Genomic DNA, 15373 nt, shown 5'->3' on the forward strand with positions numbered 1-15373 from the left:
CGGTGCGGAGCATCAGCGGCGACGAGTTCCTGACCGTCGCGCGCGGGCAGGTCCGCGACCGCGGCGCAACCCTCGTCGAAGAGGAAGTGACGGCTGTCGGGGAGGCCGACGAAGGCTTTGTCGTCTCGACTGACGACGACGAGTACGATGCCACGTACGTCGTGCTCGCGACAGGCGGCGATCGGAGTTTCGCGGAGGAGCTCGGCTGCGACTTCACCGAGGAGGACGTCGTCGACGTGACCCTCGATATGGAGACCTCAGTCGAGAACGTGTACGCGACGGGTGCGATGGGCCGCGCCGAGAAGTGGCAGGCGGTCATCGCCGCCGGGGACGGCGCTGCCGCCGTCCTCGACATCCTCTCGAAGGAGAAAGGCGAGTACTACCACGACTTCGATATGCCGTCTGACGTCCCCGAGCTGTAACCGACGACGGCGACATCCGAATCGACTCCGTCAAACACCCGAATCGACTCCGTCAAACACCCGAATCGACTCCGTCAAACACCCGTAAACACTCAGACCAATCTCTGGAGCTACTGATTCTCGGGCTCGTCGGACGCGCGGTACAGCGAATCGAGAACGAACTCGTCGATCGCCCGTCGGGCCGATTCCGGGGCATCCTCGTGTCCGAGCGCGAGCCGTCGCTCCCGCGAGACGTGTATCAGATCCGTGAGAAGTTGTCCCATCAGATCGGCGTCGACCTCCCGGAACGCCCCCGCTTCGATGCCGCGCTCGATGACGTCGACGATCCGCTCACGAAGGCGGTCGTAGTGTTCGGTGAACAGTTCGCGGTGGGCCTCGTCGTGCTGTGCCGAGGCGTACAGCTCGTGATACACCGTCATCCGATCCCAGTGGGAGAAACCCTCCCGCTCGGGACCGAACAGACAGCGGTCGATCCGCATATCCAACTCCTCGCGGGGCCCCGTTTCCTCGTCGACCTCGATGCTGCCTTCGTACTGCTCGATGACGTACTCCAGGAACGACGACAACAGGTCGTACTTGCCGTCGAAATGATAGTGGATCACCTGCCGCGAGAGGTCCATCTCCGCCCCGATGTCGCGGACGCGGAGGTCCGAGTACCCGTGTTCGCGCAGCGCCCGGAAGGTGGCCTCCATAATCACCTCGCGGGTGTCTTGGGCGTCGACCGTCCCGTCCGATTCGCTCATAGGCGGACGTTGCGCCGCGAGGCACATATCGGTTTCCTCGCGGATTCAGCGATCGATCACGCCGCCGGTGACGAACCCGGTCAAAATCCGCATAAACCGGCGTGAATTTCGGCTGAACCGGGCGAAATTGGCGTTCACGGCCGGTAGCGTTGATTACCGACACACTCCGAAGGGCACCCGGAGGAATCACTGATGAGTTATCGCAGTCTCTTCGCATCGACGATGTCCGGATCGACGCTTCCGACGCAGACAGACGCCGCAGTGGGCGCGGCGCACACAGGCGTACCCCTGCAACTTCCCGTGCAACTCGCTCGGTTTGACCCCCTCGACGGAGTGGTCGTCTTCGCCGTCAGTCTGCTCATCGGCGGTGCGGCGATCCACGTTGCCGCCAAGCACGTGATCTCTCGCGGCGAACCCGGTGGTCTGACCTTCGAGCACGCGGTCGTCACAGCGCTCCTGGGTGCGATCGCGTGGGCGCTGCTGTCGTGGATCCCGCTGTTCGGTTCGCTGTTCGGGCTCGTCGGCTGGATCGCCGTCATCCGCTGGCGGTATCCGGGCGGCTGGGTCAAAGCGGGCGTCACCGGTGCCGCCGCGTGGGCCGCCGCCGTCGTCGTCCTCGCGGCCCTGGAGTTAATCGGACTCGGGTCGGTTTCGGCGCTCGGCGTTCCGGGAGCCTAGTCCGAATCGACACGCCACTTCGCAGGAATAGCCGTGCTCGTCCGTTCGCAGGAATAGCCGTGCTCATCTGTTCGCGGAGATCACCGTGAACGGACGGCCTCAACCGTCGACGACGGTGCCGACCGAGTGGCCCGCGAGGAAGCCGTCGAGCACGTCGGGGCCGAAGATCGACGCGGGTGCGCCCAGTTCGAGCAGCGCGCGCACTTTCGCGGCCATTCCGCCGGTCACATCTGTCGTCTCTGCCCCGCCGAGGGCGTCGGCGACATCGTCGAGGTCCGTGATCCGCGGCACGACCGCCCCCGACTCGTCGTAGACGCCCGGTACGGTCGAACACAGGCCGACGCGGTCCGCGTCGACTTCGCGCGCGAGGTGGGCGACCAGTTCGTCGCCGCTTATGATCGTCGCACCCGCGTCGATCTGTGCGATCACGTCGCCGTGGAGCACGGGGACGAACCCCTCCGCGAGCATCGTCGCCGTCGAGTCGGCCGCGAGCGAGAGCGTCGAGTCGGCGTCCCGCGCGCCCACCGAGAGGGGGTGGACCGGGAGCGCGGGGACGTCAGCCTCCTGCAACCGACGGACGACCTCGTCGTTGAGCCGCCGCATCGAATCGTGGATCGCCCAGATCCCCGCGGCGTCGCGGCTCCCATTCGAGGGGGTGACACCGTGTTTGTCGGCGTAGTGGTGCCCGAAGCTCCCCGCCCCGTGGACGAGGACGAGCCCTGAGACGTCGCTCTCGGCGACGGCATCGACGGCGCGACCGAGCGCGTCGTCGTCGACGGTCTCGGGCGTCTCCTTGTCGGTGATGACGCTCCCGCCGAGTTTGAGGATCGTCGTCATTCTCACTCGGGTCCCGTTTCCGCGTTCGCACTCCCGATCGGCGTCGCGTTCGCGCCGCCGCTCCCGGATCCCTCCGCACGAACGCCCTCTCGGTCCAGTTCGGCGCGGAACGCATCGCGGCATTCGGCCGTGTACCGAAGCGCGGTCCGCGTCTCCGGCGTCGCATCGAGCGCGACGATGCAGCCGCTGCCACCAGCGCCCGTGAGCTTCGCGCCGTGTGCGCCCGCCTCGCGAGCGGCCCACACCATATTGTCGAGCGTGCGCGAGGAGACGCCGAGCGCTTCGAGCAACCCGTGATCGAAGTCCATCAGCCGCCCGAGCTCGTCGAGGAGGTCCGCTTCGGGATCGGCCTCGGGGTCGGCCGCCGCGAGCAGCGATTCGCCCGTGCGGACGATGTCGCCGATGCTCTCGACGGTGTCGGCGGCGAAGTCGTACTCCTCGCGCAGCGCGCGCACGCCAGCGACGAGTTCGCCGGTGTCGCCCGCGCCGCCGTCGAAGCCGACGACGAATGGGAGGTTCGGCGCGTCGATCCGTCGGCAGTCGTCGCCCTCGACTCTGACCGCGCCGCCCATCGCCGAGCAGAAGGTGTCCGCGCGCGAGGCCTGCCCGTCCTGGACGTCGTACTCGGCCCGGTACGCGCGGTCGGCGATCTCCTCCGCATCGAGTTCGACGCCGAGTTCGCGCGTGGCGGCGTCGATCCCGGCGACGACGACCGCGGCGGAGGAGCCGAGGCCCGCCCCGAGCGGGATTTCGCTCTCCACCGTGATGTCGAAGCCCGCGTCGGGCGCGTCGGCGGCGTCGCGGGCCTGTTCGACCGCGGCGTCGATGTAGCCGACCCCGGCGTCGACGAGACCCTCCGGAACGTCGATGTCGGGCCGGTAGTCGGTGTCGCCGGTGTATTCGACGGTGAATCCGTCGAGGCTCAGATCGCGTGCCTCGACTCTGATGTGGTCGTCCGCGCGGGCGTCGACGGTAACGGTGGCACGGCGCTCGATGGCGCACGGGACCGCCGGTTCGCCGTAGACGACCGCGTGCTCCCCGAAGAGGTACACCTTCCCGGGGGCGCTTGAGACGGTCATACGGGAGGAATGCTGTGGCTGCCGCTTAAGCTATCCGACTGGAATTGCTCGGTCGCCCGGCACGAGTCGCTCGGTCGCCCCCAGCTACTCGTCGATGTCGTCGAGCTCCGAGAGCGCGTCGCCCCCGCCGCGGAGGTGCTTCGCCGCGGCCGCGAGCGCGACGAGCAGGGCGAGGGCGACGAGACCGCCGATCTGGAGGGACCTCGATCCGCCGCAAAACGGCGCACAGCGCTTCGTATCGGACGAGCCGGAGTCGCGCTCGTCGGGCTGGGATTCGGTGGCGTCATCGTCAGACTCGCCCGCAGACGATCCGCCGATCGCGGGTGCCGTGTTGGTCGCGCTGAAGCTGAGTCCGTCGTGCAGATGGATCTCGAAGAACGTGAACGATTTCTCTGTCATCTCACGTCTAGATACGCCGACAGGACGGAAAACCGTTGTGGAGATCGGGAATAGAAGTCCAATATGGAGGCCGAGAAAACGGGCGATCGAGGACCCGCCCCGAGAGAGAACTCGGTGGATTCACGTGTCAGGCAGTCTGAGCGATCGTATGGACGATGACAGACGCGCGTTTCTGACTGATCTGCTGACGACACCGAGCCCCTCGGGGTTCGAGGCCGTCGGCCAGCGGGTGTGGCTCGAATACGTCCGCCAGTTCGCCGACGACGTGTGGACGGACGCGTACGGCAACGCGGTCGCCGTGCACCAGGGCGGATCGGACGTCTCGATCGCCTTCACCGGACACGCCGACGAGATCGGGTTCATGGTCCGCGACATCACCGAGGACGGCTTCCTCCGGATCAGCCCGATCGGCGGCGCGGACCGGACCGTCTCGAAGGGCCAGCACGTGACCGTCCACGCCGAACCGCCGGTCGCGGGCGTCATCGGCCAGACGGCGATTCACCTGCGCGATCGCGACGAGGAGCGGTACGACGACATCGAGGCGCAGTTCGTCGACATCGGCGTCGGCGACGACGACGAGGCGCGCGAACTCGTCGAGGTCGGCGATCCGGTGACTGTCGAGACGCGCGTTCGACCGCTGCACGGAACGCGGCTCGCCGCCAGGGGGATGGACAACCGCGTCGGGATCTGGTCGGCCGCGGAGGGTCTCCGCGCTGCCGCCGAAGCCGAGGTCGAGGCCACGGTGTACGCCGTGAGCACGGTGCAGGAGGAGGTCGGCGTTCAGGGCGCGAAGATGATCGGCTTCGAGCTCGATCCCGACGCCGCGATCGCGGTCGACGTGACGCACGCGACCGACAACCCCGATATCCCGGGCAAGCGCAGCGGTCCCGTCGAACTCGGCGCGGGGCCGGTCGTCTCCCGCGGGAGCGCGAATCACCCCTCCCTTGTCTCGCTCGCGCGCGACGCCGCGTCGAGCGCCGACGTCGACGTGCAACTGCAGGCGACCGGCACGCGGACCGGGACTGACGCCGACGCGTTCTACACCGCCCGCAGCGGGATTCCCGCGCTGAATCTCGGGATCCCGAACCGGTATATGCACACACCGGTCGAAGTGATCGATACCGACGACCTGAGCGCCGCCGCCGACCTGCTCGGGGCCGTCGCCGCGCAGGCCGTCGACGCCGCCCCGTTCGGGCTGGAGCTGTAGGACCGACGCGTTGCCGCACGGATGTGCGTCAATCGCGCTGACTGCACGGCCGCGCGTCGGTCGTGTCGTCCCCGTGTCGTCCGTGCCGAACCGTAACACGCCCGTTCGGGCGAAAGAAAACCGTTAAAAGTCGCCGCAGGGTGTTGTGAGGTATGGCTGGAACTATCGAAGTACTCGTTCCCGGCGGGGAGGCCAACCCCGGCCCGCCGCTCGGTCCGGAACTCGGACCGACTCCGGTGAACGTGCAGGACGTCGTTCAGCAGATCAACGATGAGACCGCCGCGTTCGACGGAATGGAAGTCCCCGTTACCGTCGAGTACGAGGACGACGGCTCCTTTACGATCTCCGTCGGCGTTCCGCCGACGGCCGAGCTCATCAAAGATGAGGCCGGATTCGACACCGGATCGGGCGAACCGCAGAAGGACTTCGTCGCCGACCTGACGGTCGAACAGGTGAAGAAGATCGCCGAGCAGAAGTCCACCGACCTGCTCGCGTACGACCCGTTCAACGCCTCGAAAGAGGTCGTCGGGACGTGTACGTCGCTGGGCGTCACGATCGAAGGCAACAATCCGCGCGAGTTCAAACAGCGGATGGACGACGGCGAGTACGACGACGTCTTCGCCGAATAGAGCTCCGTTCGATTCTGCACGTCACAGCGCACGTCGCTGCTGTGGATTCGATCCCCCGGCGGGTCTTTTCGTCACCAACAGTACCCCAGAGCCGTGCGGCCGTCACGCGATCCGGTGGTTTCCTCGCCGGAACCGTGCCGACCGTTCCCACAGATCTGGCGTCTCACCCGCGAAAACCGGCACGAGGAGGGATCTGCTTCGACGGACTTAAGGCCGCCATACCCGTTCGATTCGACGAGACAGGCAGACGCCTGTTTCACTGACCCGTAGGAGCAATCCTGCGTACTACGGAGGTGAATAATGGCAGATACGATAGTTGACGCAGTCTCTCGCGCACTCGACGAGGCACCGCCGCGGAACTTCCGCGAAACGGTCGACCTCGCCGTGAATCTGCGCGATCTCGACTTAAACGACCCGTCGAAACGTGTCGACGAGTCTGTCGTTCTCCCGTCCGGTACCGGACAGGAGACGCAGATCGTCGTCTTCGCGAGCGGTGAGACAGCGCTCCGAGCGGAGGACGTCGCCGACCAGGTTCTGGACGGCGACGACCTCGAAGAGCTCGGAGACGACACCGACGCGGCAAAAGACCTCGCCGACGAGACCGACTTCTTCGTGGCCGAAGCCAGCATGATGCAGGACATCGGCCGCTTCCTGGGGACGGTTCTCGGTCCGCGCGGTAAGATGCCGACGCCGCTTCAGCCGGACGACGACATCGTCGAGACAGTGAATCGAATGAAGAATACGGTGCAGCTCCGCTCCCGCGATCGTCGGACGTTCCACACCCGCGTGGGTGCACAGGACATGGACGCCGACGAGATCGCGGACAACATCGACGTCATCATCCGTCGTCTCGAGGCGAACCTTGAGAAAGGTCCGCTCAACATCGATTCGATGTACGTGAAGACGACGATGGGGCCGTCCGTGGAGGTCGAGGCATGAGCGAAAGTGCCTCCGCCCGACGAACGGAGATCATCCCCGAGTGGAAGAAAGAGGAAGTCGCCGAACTCGTCGAGTTCCTCGAAGGCTACGAATCCGTGGGCGTCGTCGACGTCGCCGGTATTCCGAGCCGACAGCTCCAGAGTATGCGCCGCGAACTCCACGGCAGCGCGGAACTGCGGATGAGCCGTAACACGCTCACCGTCCGCGCGCTCGAGGACGTCGACGACGGGCTCGAAGAGCTCGTCGACTACGTCTCGGGACAGGTCGCGCTCGTGGGCACCAACGACAACCCCTTCGGGCTGTACAAGCAGCTCGAAGCGTCGAAGACGCCCGCACCGATCAGCGCCGGAGAGATCGCGCCCAACGACGTCGTCATCCCCGAGGGTGACACGGGCGTCGACCCCGGCCCGTTCGTGGGCGAACTCCAGCAGGTCGGTGCCGCCGCGCGCATTATGGACGGTTCGATCCAGGTCACCGAGGACTCGAAAGTTCTCGAGGCGGGCGAGCCCGTCTCCGTGGAACTCGAAGGCGTTCTCGGGGAACTCGGCATCGAGCCGAAGGAGGTCGGTCTCGACCTCCGCGGCGTCTTCTCCGAAGGCGTCCTCTTCGAGCCCGACGAGCTCGCGATCGACGTCGACGAGTACCGCGCGGACATCCAGTCCGCCGCCGCGGCCGCACGGAACCTCTCGGTCAACGCGGGTTACCCGACGGCGCAGACCGCGCCGACGCTGCTCGCGAAGGCCGCTGGCGAGGCGAAGGCCCTCGGGCTGTTCGCCGCCATCGAGGACCCCGACGTGCTGCCCGATCTCGTCGCGAAGGCCGACGCGCAGGTTCGCGCGCTCGCCGCCCAGATCGACGACGACGAGGCGCTCCCGGAGGAACTCCGGGGCGTCGAGGCACCCGCACCGGCCGCCGAGGAGGCGGCCGACGCGGACGAAGACGAATCGGCTGACGAAGACACAGAAGCAGAAGCCGACGCCGACGACACCGACGACGATGACGACGACGGTGCCGAAGGCCTCGGCGCGATGTTCGGATAACCACAGAGGATTACGACAATGGAATACGTTTACGCAGCTCTCACCCTGAACGAGTCGGGCGAAGAGATCAACGAAGAGAACATCACCGCGGTCCTCGAGGCCGCCGGTGTCGATGTCGAAGAGTCCCGAGTGAAGGCGCTCGTCGCCGCGCTCGAGGACGTCGACATCGAGGAGGCCATCGAGACGGCCGCCGCCGCTCCCGCGCCCGCCGCGGGCGGTGCCGGTGGCGAAGTCGAGGCCGCTGACGACGACGGCGACGACGAGGCCGACGAGGCCGAGGAAGCCGACGACGGCGGCGACGACGACGAGGAAGAAGAGGCCTCCGGCGAGGGTCTCGGCAACCTCTTCGGCTGAGCGCGGACGCACAGCACGAAGACGCCGAACGTCCCATCCGGACGTCGCGCCAACTCGTCTTTCGATCCGATTTCTTTCGACGCTACCGGTGAGCGGCGGCGCTGGGACGTTCTCCGAAGCACGGGAACCCTCCCGTAGACGAACGTTCAAATACCGGGACGGGGCCACTGCGTCGCAATGGCGTCGGCGACGATCATCCTCGCGTACGCACTGCTCGGCGTGGCCCTCGGCACGCTCACCGGTCTGCTCCCGGGCCTCCACGTCAACAGCGTCGCGTTTCTCCTCGTCGGCGTCGCGCCGAGCGTTGACGGTCCACCCGCCGCGGTCGGCGCGGCAGTCCTCGCGGCGGGCGTCGTGCACACGTTCCTCTCGATCGTCCCCGGACTCGTTCTCGGCGTCCCCGACGCCGCGACCGCGCCGGGGGCGCTCCCCGGCCACCGACTGGTCCTCGCGGGTCGCGGCCGGGAGGCGATCCGGCTCTCCGCGCTCGGAAGCGGCGTCGCCCTCGTCGTCGCCGCCGGCGTCGCGCTCCCGCTGTCGCGCGCCGTCGCCGCCGGACGCGACTGGCTGCTCGCCGCGCTTCCGGTTCTCCTGGCAATCGTCGCCGCCGCGCTCGTGCTCGCCGAACCGACCCGCCGCTCGCGGTTGGGCGGAGTCCTCTGTCTCGCCGTCGCGACCGCGCTGGGGTTTCTGACGCTCGATCTGCCCGCACAGGGCGTCTTGACACCCGAGGGCGCAGCCTCGATGCTCGCGCCGATCTTCGGCGGCCTGTTCGGCGCGCCCGTCCTGCTGGACGCGGTCGACGCCGACGGGATGATCCCGGAGCAGGACGGCGCGACGCTCGGACTGTCGCGGACCGAGACGCTGCGGGCCGCGGTGTCCGGCGTCGGCGGCGGAGCGCTCGTCGGGTATCTGCCGGGCGTCTCCGCGGGCGTCGCGGCGGTGCTGGCGCTGGGCGGTGCGGGCGGCAGCGGCCCCGCCGGGCGCGGCTCGGATCGCGCCTACGTCGTCGCGACCAGCGGTGCCGACACGGCGACCGCGGTCTTCGCCGTCGCGTCGCTCGCGGTACTCGGCGCGCCCCGCAGCGGTGTCACCGTCGCACTGTCATCGCTCGTGGCAGGCGGATCGGCAGGGACAAAAGAAGTACCCGGGTCAGCGACGACGGCGGCGGGTGGCCCGCTGGCGCTTCCGGAGATGCTGCTCGTGATCGTCTTCGCCGCGGGGCTGGCGATCGCGGTGCTCGTGACCGTCGGCGAGCGGTACCTCCTCGTCGTGCGTCGGCTCCCGCGACAGCCACTCGTGGTTGCGGTGTTAGCCCTCCTGCTGGCCCTCGCGGTCGGCTTCGCCGGAGCGCTCGGCGGGGCGGTGTTCTGTCTCGCCGCGGTCGTCGGCCTGCTGCCGCCGCGAGTCGGCGCGCGCCGCGTACATCTGATGGGTGTGCTCTTCGGACCGATCGTACTCGGTGGATGACTGTCAGCGGCCGAGCGGATGACCGGGAAAGACAACCGTTAAAAGTCGCGGCCGGGTGCTGTAGAGTATGAGCCAATCCGAACAGCGACTCGCCCGACAGTGCGTGTCCTGTGGCATCAACATCTCCGGCATGAGCGCGGCGACGTTCAACTGTCCGGACTGTGGTCACGAGATCTCGCGGTGTGCGAAGTGCCGAAAGCAGAGCAACCTCTATGAGTGCCCCGACTGCGGGTTTATGGGACCCTGAACGATGGGAAAAGTAGCTGCCAAAATCAAGGTTATGCCGAGCAGCCCCGAAATCGACCTCGACGAGCTTCAGGAGCGACTCGAACAGTCGCTCCCCGAGGGCGCGAAGATCAACGGCTTCGAGCGCGACGACGTCGCGTTCGGGCTGATCGCGCTGCTCCCGACCGTGATCGTCCCCGACGACGCGGGCGGCACCGAAGCGGTCGAAGACTCGTTCATCGGCGTCGACGGCGTCGAATCCGTCTCCGTCGAGAACGTCGGTCGCATCTAACCCGTCAGTTCCGACCGTAGCTGTCGGCACTCGCCGACGACTGCGCTGACGACTTTTTCCGTTGGCTCTCGCTTCGCCGAGGCGCGGCTGCGTACGTTCGAATCCGGTTCGACACGATCGGATAGCCGATGCTCCGGACGGAGAACGTGATTGAACGGGTTCGTCGAAGGGAACCGGTCACTCCGCGCGACGGAGGAAGAGCAGCCCGACGAGCGGCGAGAGAATGAAGCCGATTCCGAGGGCGACGAGCAGCGGCAACCCGCCCGCGTCGACCGAAGCGGTCGCGGCGACGCCGACGACCGCGCCGAGGAGAATACTCGCGGAGACGCCGACGCCGAACTGTTCGAGCCGAGTGCTGGAGTCCTGATGCGCCGATTCGTCGGCACCGCCGGAGGCACCCTCCGGAAGTTGTCCACCGGTTGCGAATTCCTGTGCCATAGCCGAGCGTACGGTACCCGGTGGTTTAGATGTTGCCGAGACGCTCCGGTGAGGGGGAGTGTGACGGGTGCGATTCGCCGACCATCTCGCGGGACGGGAACGTGCGTTTTATAACCGCGTCGGAAGTACTGCCTGCAACGACTATGCCGAGTTCCAACGGTCCACTTCACGGTACGCGAGGAAAGCTCTCGAACAAACCGCGCGAACGCGGAACGTCCCCGCCGCAGCGCGCCATTCAGGAGTTCGACGAGGGCCAGAAGGTCCATCTGAAGATCGACCCAAGCGTCCGCGAGGGGCGCTTCCACCCGCGGTTCAACGGTCACACCGGCGAGGTCGTCGGTAAGCAGGGTCGCGCGTTCAAAGTCGAGATCGTCGACGGCGGCAAAGCGAAGACGCTCATCGCTCGCCCCGCTCACCTGCGCGCTCAGGAGTAACTCCGCACGCCGATGACCATCTTCAAAGAGAAAGTGAGCGAGGAGTATTTGACCATTTCTGAGGTCAAGGTGCTCCTCGAGGACGTCGAGGCCGAGCGAGCCGCAGACGAAGAGCGCGAGCTCCGATACGAACTGGCCCGCGCCATCGAGCACGTGAACCGGTTCGCCCACCTCGACCCCGAGGAGTCCCGCGACTTCGTCGACGAACTCCTCGAACTGGAGAAGGTCGACATCACGACGGCGATCAAGATCGTAGACCTCCTGCCGCAGAGCCGAGACGAACTTCGCGCGGTGTACGCACAGGAGCGCTACGCGCTGAGCGGCGACGAACTCGACGAGATATTAGACGTCGTTGCAAAGTACGCCTGAGGCGTCTCGTCACAGCCCGATCCGCGGCCAACTATTTAAATAGGCCCTCGCCGTACGTCATCTTATGACCACGACCGAGAGCGGAGACGCCGATGAGGCTCCCGAGTCGGCGGGTGACCCCGACGACGCCCCCGACGCGGAAGACGCGAGCGACGCCGACGAGACGGAGGTGCGCTATGCGGTCATCTTAGATCACCTCCCGCACGGACGTGCGGACGACGATCGACCCCGACACCGCAAGTCGCCGCTGGCGTACGCGATCGGCGAGCGGGATTTCCGACTCTTCGAGATCACGCTCGAAGACGACGCGGACGTCTCGATCGGCGACCGCATCGTGATCGGCCCGAGCGAGGCGCGCGACGCAGTGGCGGGCTTCAAACAGGTGATGTACGACGACCTGTCGAACACCGCCTCCGCGGAGCTCGAATACGCGATCGAGGAGATCATCGAGGCGAACGAGCGGCGTTTCGTCGACTTTTACAACGACGCGCAGCCGATCACGCTGCGGCTGCACCAGCTGAATCTCCTCCCCGGAATCGGGAAGAAGCTCCGGAACAACGTGCTCGATCAGCGAAAGCGCGGCCCCTTCGAGAGCTTCGAGGAGCTCGAAGAACGCGTCTCCGGGCTCCACCGCCCGAAGGAAGTCCTCATCGAGCGAATCATCGAGGAGTTGCGCGACGACGACCTGAAGTACAAGGCGTTCGTCGGTCGCGACGCCTGACTGTTAGCTAACGACAGTCGTCTTTCGATTCGACGGGGTCGCGACCGCGAGGTGTGTGACCCGAGACGTTTACACTCTCCCGGCCGCAACGGGGGGCAATGACAGATTCGACGGTTGACGCCGCGGCCGACCTTCGCGATCCCGACGACCTGCGTCGGCGGGCGGGCGTGCGCGGCGATCCCGACCGCGATCAGCACTTTCTTGTCGACGATCGAGTGCTCGATCGGATTCCGAGCTACCTGCCGGACGACGCCGACACGACGCACCTGCTCGAGATCGGCGGCGGCACGGGCGCGCTCACGGATCGGCTCCTCCGCGTCGCCGACGAGGTGACGGTCGTGGAGCGCGACCCGCCGCTTTCGGCGTTCCTCCGCGAGGAGTTCCGCGAGGCGGTCGACGCCGGACGGCTGCACGTCGTCGAGGGCGACGCGCTCGACGTCGACGTACCCGACTTCACAGCGTCAGTCTCGAATCTCCCGTACGGCATCTCCTCGGAGATCACGTTCCGGTTGCTCCCGGCGGAACGCCCGCTGGTGTTGATGTTCCAGCGGGAGTTCGGCGAACGGATGGCCGCGGAGCCCGGAACCGACGCCTACGGTCGGCTGTCGGTGAGCGCCCAGCATTACGCTGACGTCGAAGTCGTCGAGATCGTGCCGCCGACGGCGTTCGACCCCGCACCGGCCGTCGAGAGCGCGATCGTCCGCCTGCGGCCCAGAGCGCCGGAGTACGTCGTCGACGACGAGGCGTTCTTCTTCGACTTCGTGAAGGCGCTGTTTACCCAGCGGCGCAAGACGATCCGAAACGGGATTCGGAACACGGCGCACATCTCGGGACTCGAAGACCCGGAGGCGGTGGTCGACGCGGTCGAGTCAGCCGACGGGGATCTGCTCCGGGCGCGGGCTGGCTCGCTCACGCCTGCTGAGTTCGCCGAACTGACCGCGATCGCCGACGAACACGGCCGCTGAGGGGACACCAGCATGTCCGAACTACTCCAGACGGGAATCGGAATCAACGGGATCGGCAACGCCCTCTCGGGACTCTCGGAGGTGGTGCCGACGTTCACCGGCCGGATCGCTGTCACCTTCGCGATCGGCGTGGCCGTGATGGCGTTTCTCGCCCGGACGGACCACCTCCACGAGGCCGCCCCGGAGCGATTGGAGTCGACGGCGTGGCACCTCGTCGTCACGCTCGGGACGATGGCGATCGCCACGGGTGCTGGGCTCGCGATCGTCGGGCTCTGGGGGCTCTCGGACGAACTGTTCGTCGTCTTTGGGACGAGCTACGGCCCGGAGACGCTCGTCAAAGTCGGCGTCTCCGTGCTGTTCCTGATCGGCGCATACACGATGACGGGCCTGGTCAAACAGTTCGTCGACGAGTTGGTGGATACGCGGTCGTCGATCGGCGAGCACGAGCGCGAGATCGCGTACAGGCTGGGACAGGTCACGCTGTATCTCCTCGCGCTCACGATCATCCTCTCGCTGTGGAACGTGAACGTCGGCGGATTCCTCGTCGGCGCGGGGTTCCTCGGCATCGTGATCGGGATGGCCGCCAGACAGACGCTCGGGGCGATGCTCGCCGGGTTCGTCCTGATGTTCTCCCGCCCGTTCGAGATCGGAGACTGGATCCAAGTCGGCGAGCACGAGGGCATCGTCACCGACATCACTATCGTCAACACGCGAATGCAGACGTTCGACGGCGAGTACGTGATGATCCCGAACGACGTCGTCTCCTCGGAGAGCCTCGTCAACCGGAGCCGAAAGGGCAGACTCAGAATCGAGGTCGAAGTGGGCGTCGACTACGACGCCGATCCCGAACGCGCCGCCGATATCGCGAAAAAGGCCGTCACGACGCTCGACGATCCGATGAGCGTTCCCACGCCGCAGGTGGTCTTCAAGCGGTTCGGCGACTCGGCCGTCGTCCTCGGCGTCCGCTACTGGATCAACAACCCGAGCGCCCGGCGAAAGTGGCGCTCGCAGACGGCCGTCATCGCCGCGGTCAAGCAGGCGTTGAAGGAGGAGGGCATCAAGATCCCGTTCCCGCAGCGGGAGTTGACGGGCCGACAGGAATCCGGCGGGTTGGTCCTCGCTGGCGATTCGCGGCCGCCGGAGGACCAGATCGAGGACGGACCGTCCGAGAGCCGAACTGACGGCGTGCCGACCGAAGCGGGGTCGGAAAGCGAACGTTCATCGGCGGCACAGACCGACGGCGTCGCCGACGCCGAGCGGTCGGGGGCGCGGTCGAACGGTGAACCGAAGGGGACATCGGACGCGAAAGAAGAGAAATCTGACGCGGAGAAAGAACAACCGAGGACGGAAACCAAACAGTCCGAGACAAAAACTGACGGCGTTCCCGATCCGGCGCAGCCCGACGACGCGGGCGGGAATCAGTCGTGAGCGACGAGACGAAACGAGACCTCGCCGGTCGGCGAGGCGTCGAGACGAGCGTGTATCAGCCAGCCGAGGACTCTCGGCTCCTCTCGGAGGCGATCGGAGCGCGGGGACGGGGCCGACTGCTGGAGGTCGGGACGGGATCGGGTTGGGTGGCTTCTCAGGCGGTCTCGGTCGACGCCGTGTCGGCGGTCGTCGCGAGCGACGTCAACCCCCACGCGTGTCGAGCGGCGCGTGAACGGGCGCTGGAGCCCCGCGGATCGACCGAGTCGCGGAGGGCCGAAGTGCCGCGGTTCGACGTCGTCCGCGCCGACCTCCTCGCGCCGTTCGTCGACGACGCGTTCGACACCGTCGCGTTCAACCCGCCGTACCTCCCCACCGATCCCGACAACGAGTGGGACGACTGGATGGAACGCGCGCTCTCGGGCGGTGAATCGGGACGCGAACTGATCGATCCGTTCCTCGACTCCGTCGGGCGCGCCCTCGCGCCCGACGGAGTCGTGTTGCTCCTCGTGAGTTCGCTCACGGGGTTCGACGCGGTTGTCGAATACGCCGAAGCGCGCGGTTTCGACCGCGAGGTCGTTGTCGAGGAGTCGTATCCCTTCGAGACGCTCTCGGTGCTCGCGCTGACCGCCGCGGACGGAAACGGAGCGTAAGCCGCCGGTGTATTACTGAAAAGAATATAATTCTTTGGTAAATATTAAGCGCCA

Annotated in this window: 21 protein-coding genes; 16 read left to right on the forward strand and 5 right to left on the reverse strand. The window is 66.8% G+C overall.

Annotated elements, in window-relative coordinates:
* Positions 1-422: FAD-dependent oxidoreductase (locus FJT57_RS06635; protein WP_238993934.1), on the forward strand; the 422-nt coding region annotated here is incomplete at its 5' end.
* A 110-nt stretch (positions 423-532) separates the two neighbouring features.
* Here the strand turns inward: FJT57_RS06635 and FJT57_RS06640 are convergent.
* The gene (locus FJT57_RS06640; protein ID WP_144903285.1) at positions 533-1165 is read right to left on the reverse strand and encodes a TetR/AcrR family transcriptional regulator; all 633 of its coding nucleotides are present in this window, start codon (positions 1163-1165) and stop codon (positions 533-535) included.
* A 333-nt stretch (positions 1166-1498) separates the two neighbouring features.
* On the opposite strand from FJT57_RS06640, the gene FJT57_RS06645 reads away from it, so the two are divergent.
* Entirely contained in the window at positions 1499-1843 is a 345-nt protein-coding gene (locus tag FJT57_RS06645; protein WP_144904468.1) for a hypothetical protein, read from the forward strand.
* A gap of 99 nt (positions 1844-1942) precedes the next feature.
* Here the strand turns inward: FJT57_RS06645 and FJT57_RS06650 are convergent, their stop codons facing one another.
* The 3 genes from FJT57_RS06650 to FJT57_RS06660 all read right to left on the reverse strand — a co-directional run bounded on the left by FJT57_RS06650 (position 1943) and on the right by FJT57_RS06660 (position 4158).
* Positions 1943-2680 carry an isopentenyl phosphate kinase gene (locus FJT57_RS06650; protein WP_144903288.1) on the reverse strand — a complete coding sequence of 246 codons (738 nt, stop codon included), beginning with the start codon at positions 2678-2680 and terminating at the stop codon, positions 1943-1945.
* 2 nt (positions 2681-2682) lie between these two features.
* Entirely contained in the window at positions 2683-3759 is a 1077-nt protein-coding gene (mvk, locus tag FJT57_RS06655; RefSeq protein ID WP_144903290.1) for a mevalonate kinase, read from the reverse strand.
* A gap of 84 nt (positions 3760-3843) precedes the next feature.
* On the reverse strand, positions 3844-4158 hold the full coding sequence (locus FJT57_RS06660) for a hypothetical protein (protein WP_144903293.1): 315 nt from the start codon (positions 4156-4158) through the stop codon (positions 3844-3846).
* Positions 4159-4306: 148 nt separating this feature from the next.
* On the opposite strand from FJT57_RS06660, the gene FJT57_RS06665 reads away from it, so the two are divergent.
* From FJT57_RS06665 to FJT57_RS06700, 8 genes are all read left to right on the forward strand, one after another.
* Positions 4307-5365: a M20/M25/M40 family metallo-hydrolase gene (locus FJT57_RS06665; protein WP_144903296.1), complete on the forward strand. Its 1059-nt coding sequence runs from the start codon at positions 4307-4309 to the stop codon at positions 5363-5365.
* Between the two features lie 152 nt (positions 5366-5517).
* Entirely contained in the window at positions 5518-5994 is a 477-nt protein-coding gene (locus FJT57_RS06670) for a 50S ribosomal protein L11 (RefSeq protein ID WP_144903300.1), read from the forward strand.
* A gap of 300 nt (positions 5995-6294) precedes the next feature.
* Positions 6295-6933, forward strand: coding sequence for a 50S ribosomal protein L1 (locus tag FJT57_RS06675; protein ID WP_144903303.1), 639 nt, complete (start codon positions 6295-6297; stop codon positions 6931-6933).
* Entirely contained in the window at positions 6930-7973 is a 1044-nt protein-coding gene (locus FJT57_RS06680; RefSeq protein WP_144903306.1) for a 50S ribosomal protein L10, read from the forward strand. Before FJT57_RS06675 ends, FJT57_RS06680 begins: the two co-directional genes overlap by 4 nt.
* Before the next feature lie 18 nt (positions 7974-7991).
* Positions 7992-8327, forward strand: coding sequence for a 50S ribosomal protein P1 (gene rpl12p / locus FJT57_RS06685; RefSeq protein ID WP_144903309.1), 336 nt, complete (start codon positions 7992-7994; stop codon positions 8325-8327).
* 177 nt (positions 8328-8504) lie between these two features.
* Positions 8505-9797: a tripartite tricarboxylate transporter permease gene (locus FJT57_RS06690; protein ID WP_144903311.1), complete on the forward strand. Its 1293-nt coding sequence runs from the start codon at positions 8505-8507 to the stop codon at positions 9795-9797.
* Positions 9798-9864: 67 nt separating this feature from the next.
* A complete protein-coding gene (locus FJT57_RS06695; RefSeq protein ID WP_144903314.1) occupies positions 9865-10044 on the forward strand; it encodes an HVO_2753 family zinc finger protein in 180 nt (59 codons plus the stop codon).
* 3 nt (positions 10045-10047) lie between these two features.
* Positions 10048-10314, forward strand: coding sequence for an elongation factor 1-beta (locus FJT57_RS06700; RefSeq protein WP_144903317.1), 267 nt, complete (start codon positions 10048-10050; stop codon positions 10312-10314).
* A 177-nt stretch (positions 10315-10491) separates the two neighbouring features.
* Here FJT57_RS06700 and FJT57_RS06705 read toward each other — a convergent pair whose 3' ends face one another.
* The gene (locus FJT57_RS06705; RefSeq protein ID WP_144903319.1) at positions 10492-10752 is read right to left on the reverse strand and encodes a hypothetical protein; all 261 of its coding nucleotides are present in this window, start codon (positions 10750-10752) and stop codon (positions 10492-10494) included.
* Between the two features lie 143 nt (positions 10753-10895).
* Between FJT57_RS06705 and FJT57_RS06710 the strand changes: the two genes are divergently transcribed.
* From FJT57_RS06710 to FJT57_RS06735, 6 genes are all read left to right on the forward strand, one after another.
* On the forward strand, positions 10896-11186 hold the full coding sequence (locus FJT57_RS06710) for a 50S ribosomal protein L21e (RefSeq protein WP_144903322.1): 291 nt from the start codon (positions 10896-10898) through the stop codon (positions 11184-11186).
* A 12-nt stretch (positions 11187-11198) separates the two neighbouring features.
* On the forward strand, positions 11199-11555 hold the full coding sequence (locus FJT57_RS06715) for an RNA polymerase Rpb4 family protein (RefSeq protein ID WP_144903324.1): 357 nt from the start codon (positions 11199-11201) through the stop codon (positions 11553-11555).
* A 64-nt stretch (positions 11556-11619) separates the two neighbouring features.
* Complete coding sequence (locus tag FJT57_RS06720; RefSeq protein WP_144903327.1) at positions 11620-12276, forward strand: DUF655 domain-containing protein; 657 nt, start codon at positions 11620-11622, stop codon at positions 12274-12276.
* 98 nt (positions 12277-12374) lie between these two features.
* Complete coding sequence (locus FJT57_RS06725; protein ID WP_144903329.1) at positions 12375-13241, forward strand: 16S ribosomal RNA methyltransferase A; 867 nt, start codon at positions 12375-12377, stop codon at positions 13239-13241.
* Positions 13242-13253: 12 nt separating this feature from the next.
* Positions 13254-14669 carry a mechanosensitive ion channel family protein gene (locus FJT57_RS06730; RefSeq protein WP_144903332.1) on the forward strand — a complete coding sequence of 472 codons (1416 nt, stop codon included), beginning with the start codon at positions 13254-13256 and terminating at the stop codon, positions 14667-14669.
* Entirely contained in the window at positions 14666-15319 is a 654-nt protein-coding gene (locus tag FJT57_RS06735; protein ID WP_144903335.1) for a HemK2/MTQ2 family protein methyltransferase, read from the forward strand. The genes FJT57_RS06730 and FJT57_RS06735 overlap by 4 nt, the downstream gene beginning before the upstream one ends.
* Positions 15320-15373: the final 54 nt, after the last annotated feature.

The organism is Halobellus captivus (genome assembly GCF_007655485.1).
Lineage (GTDB): Archaea > Halobacteriota > Halobacteria > Halobacteriales > Haloferacaceae > Haloquadratum > Haloquadratum captivum.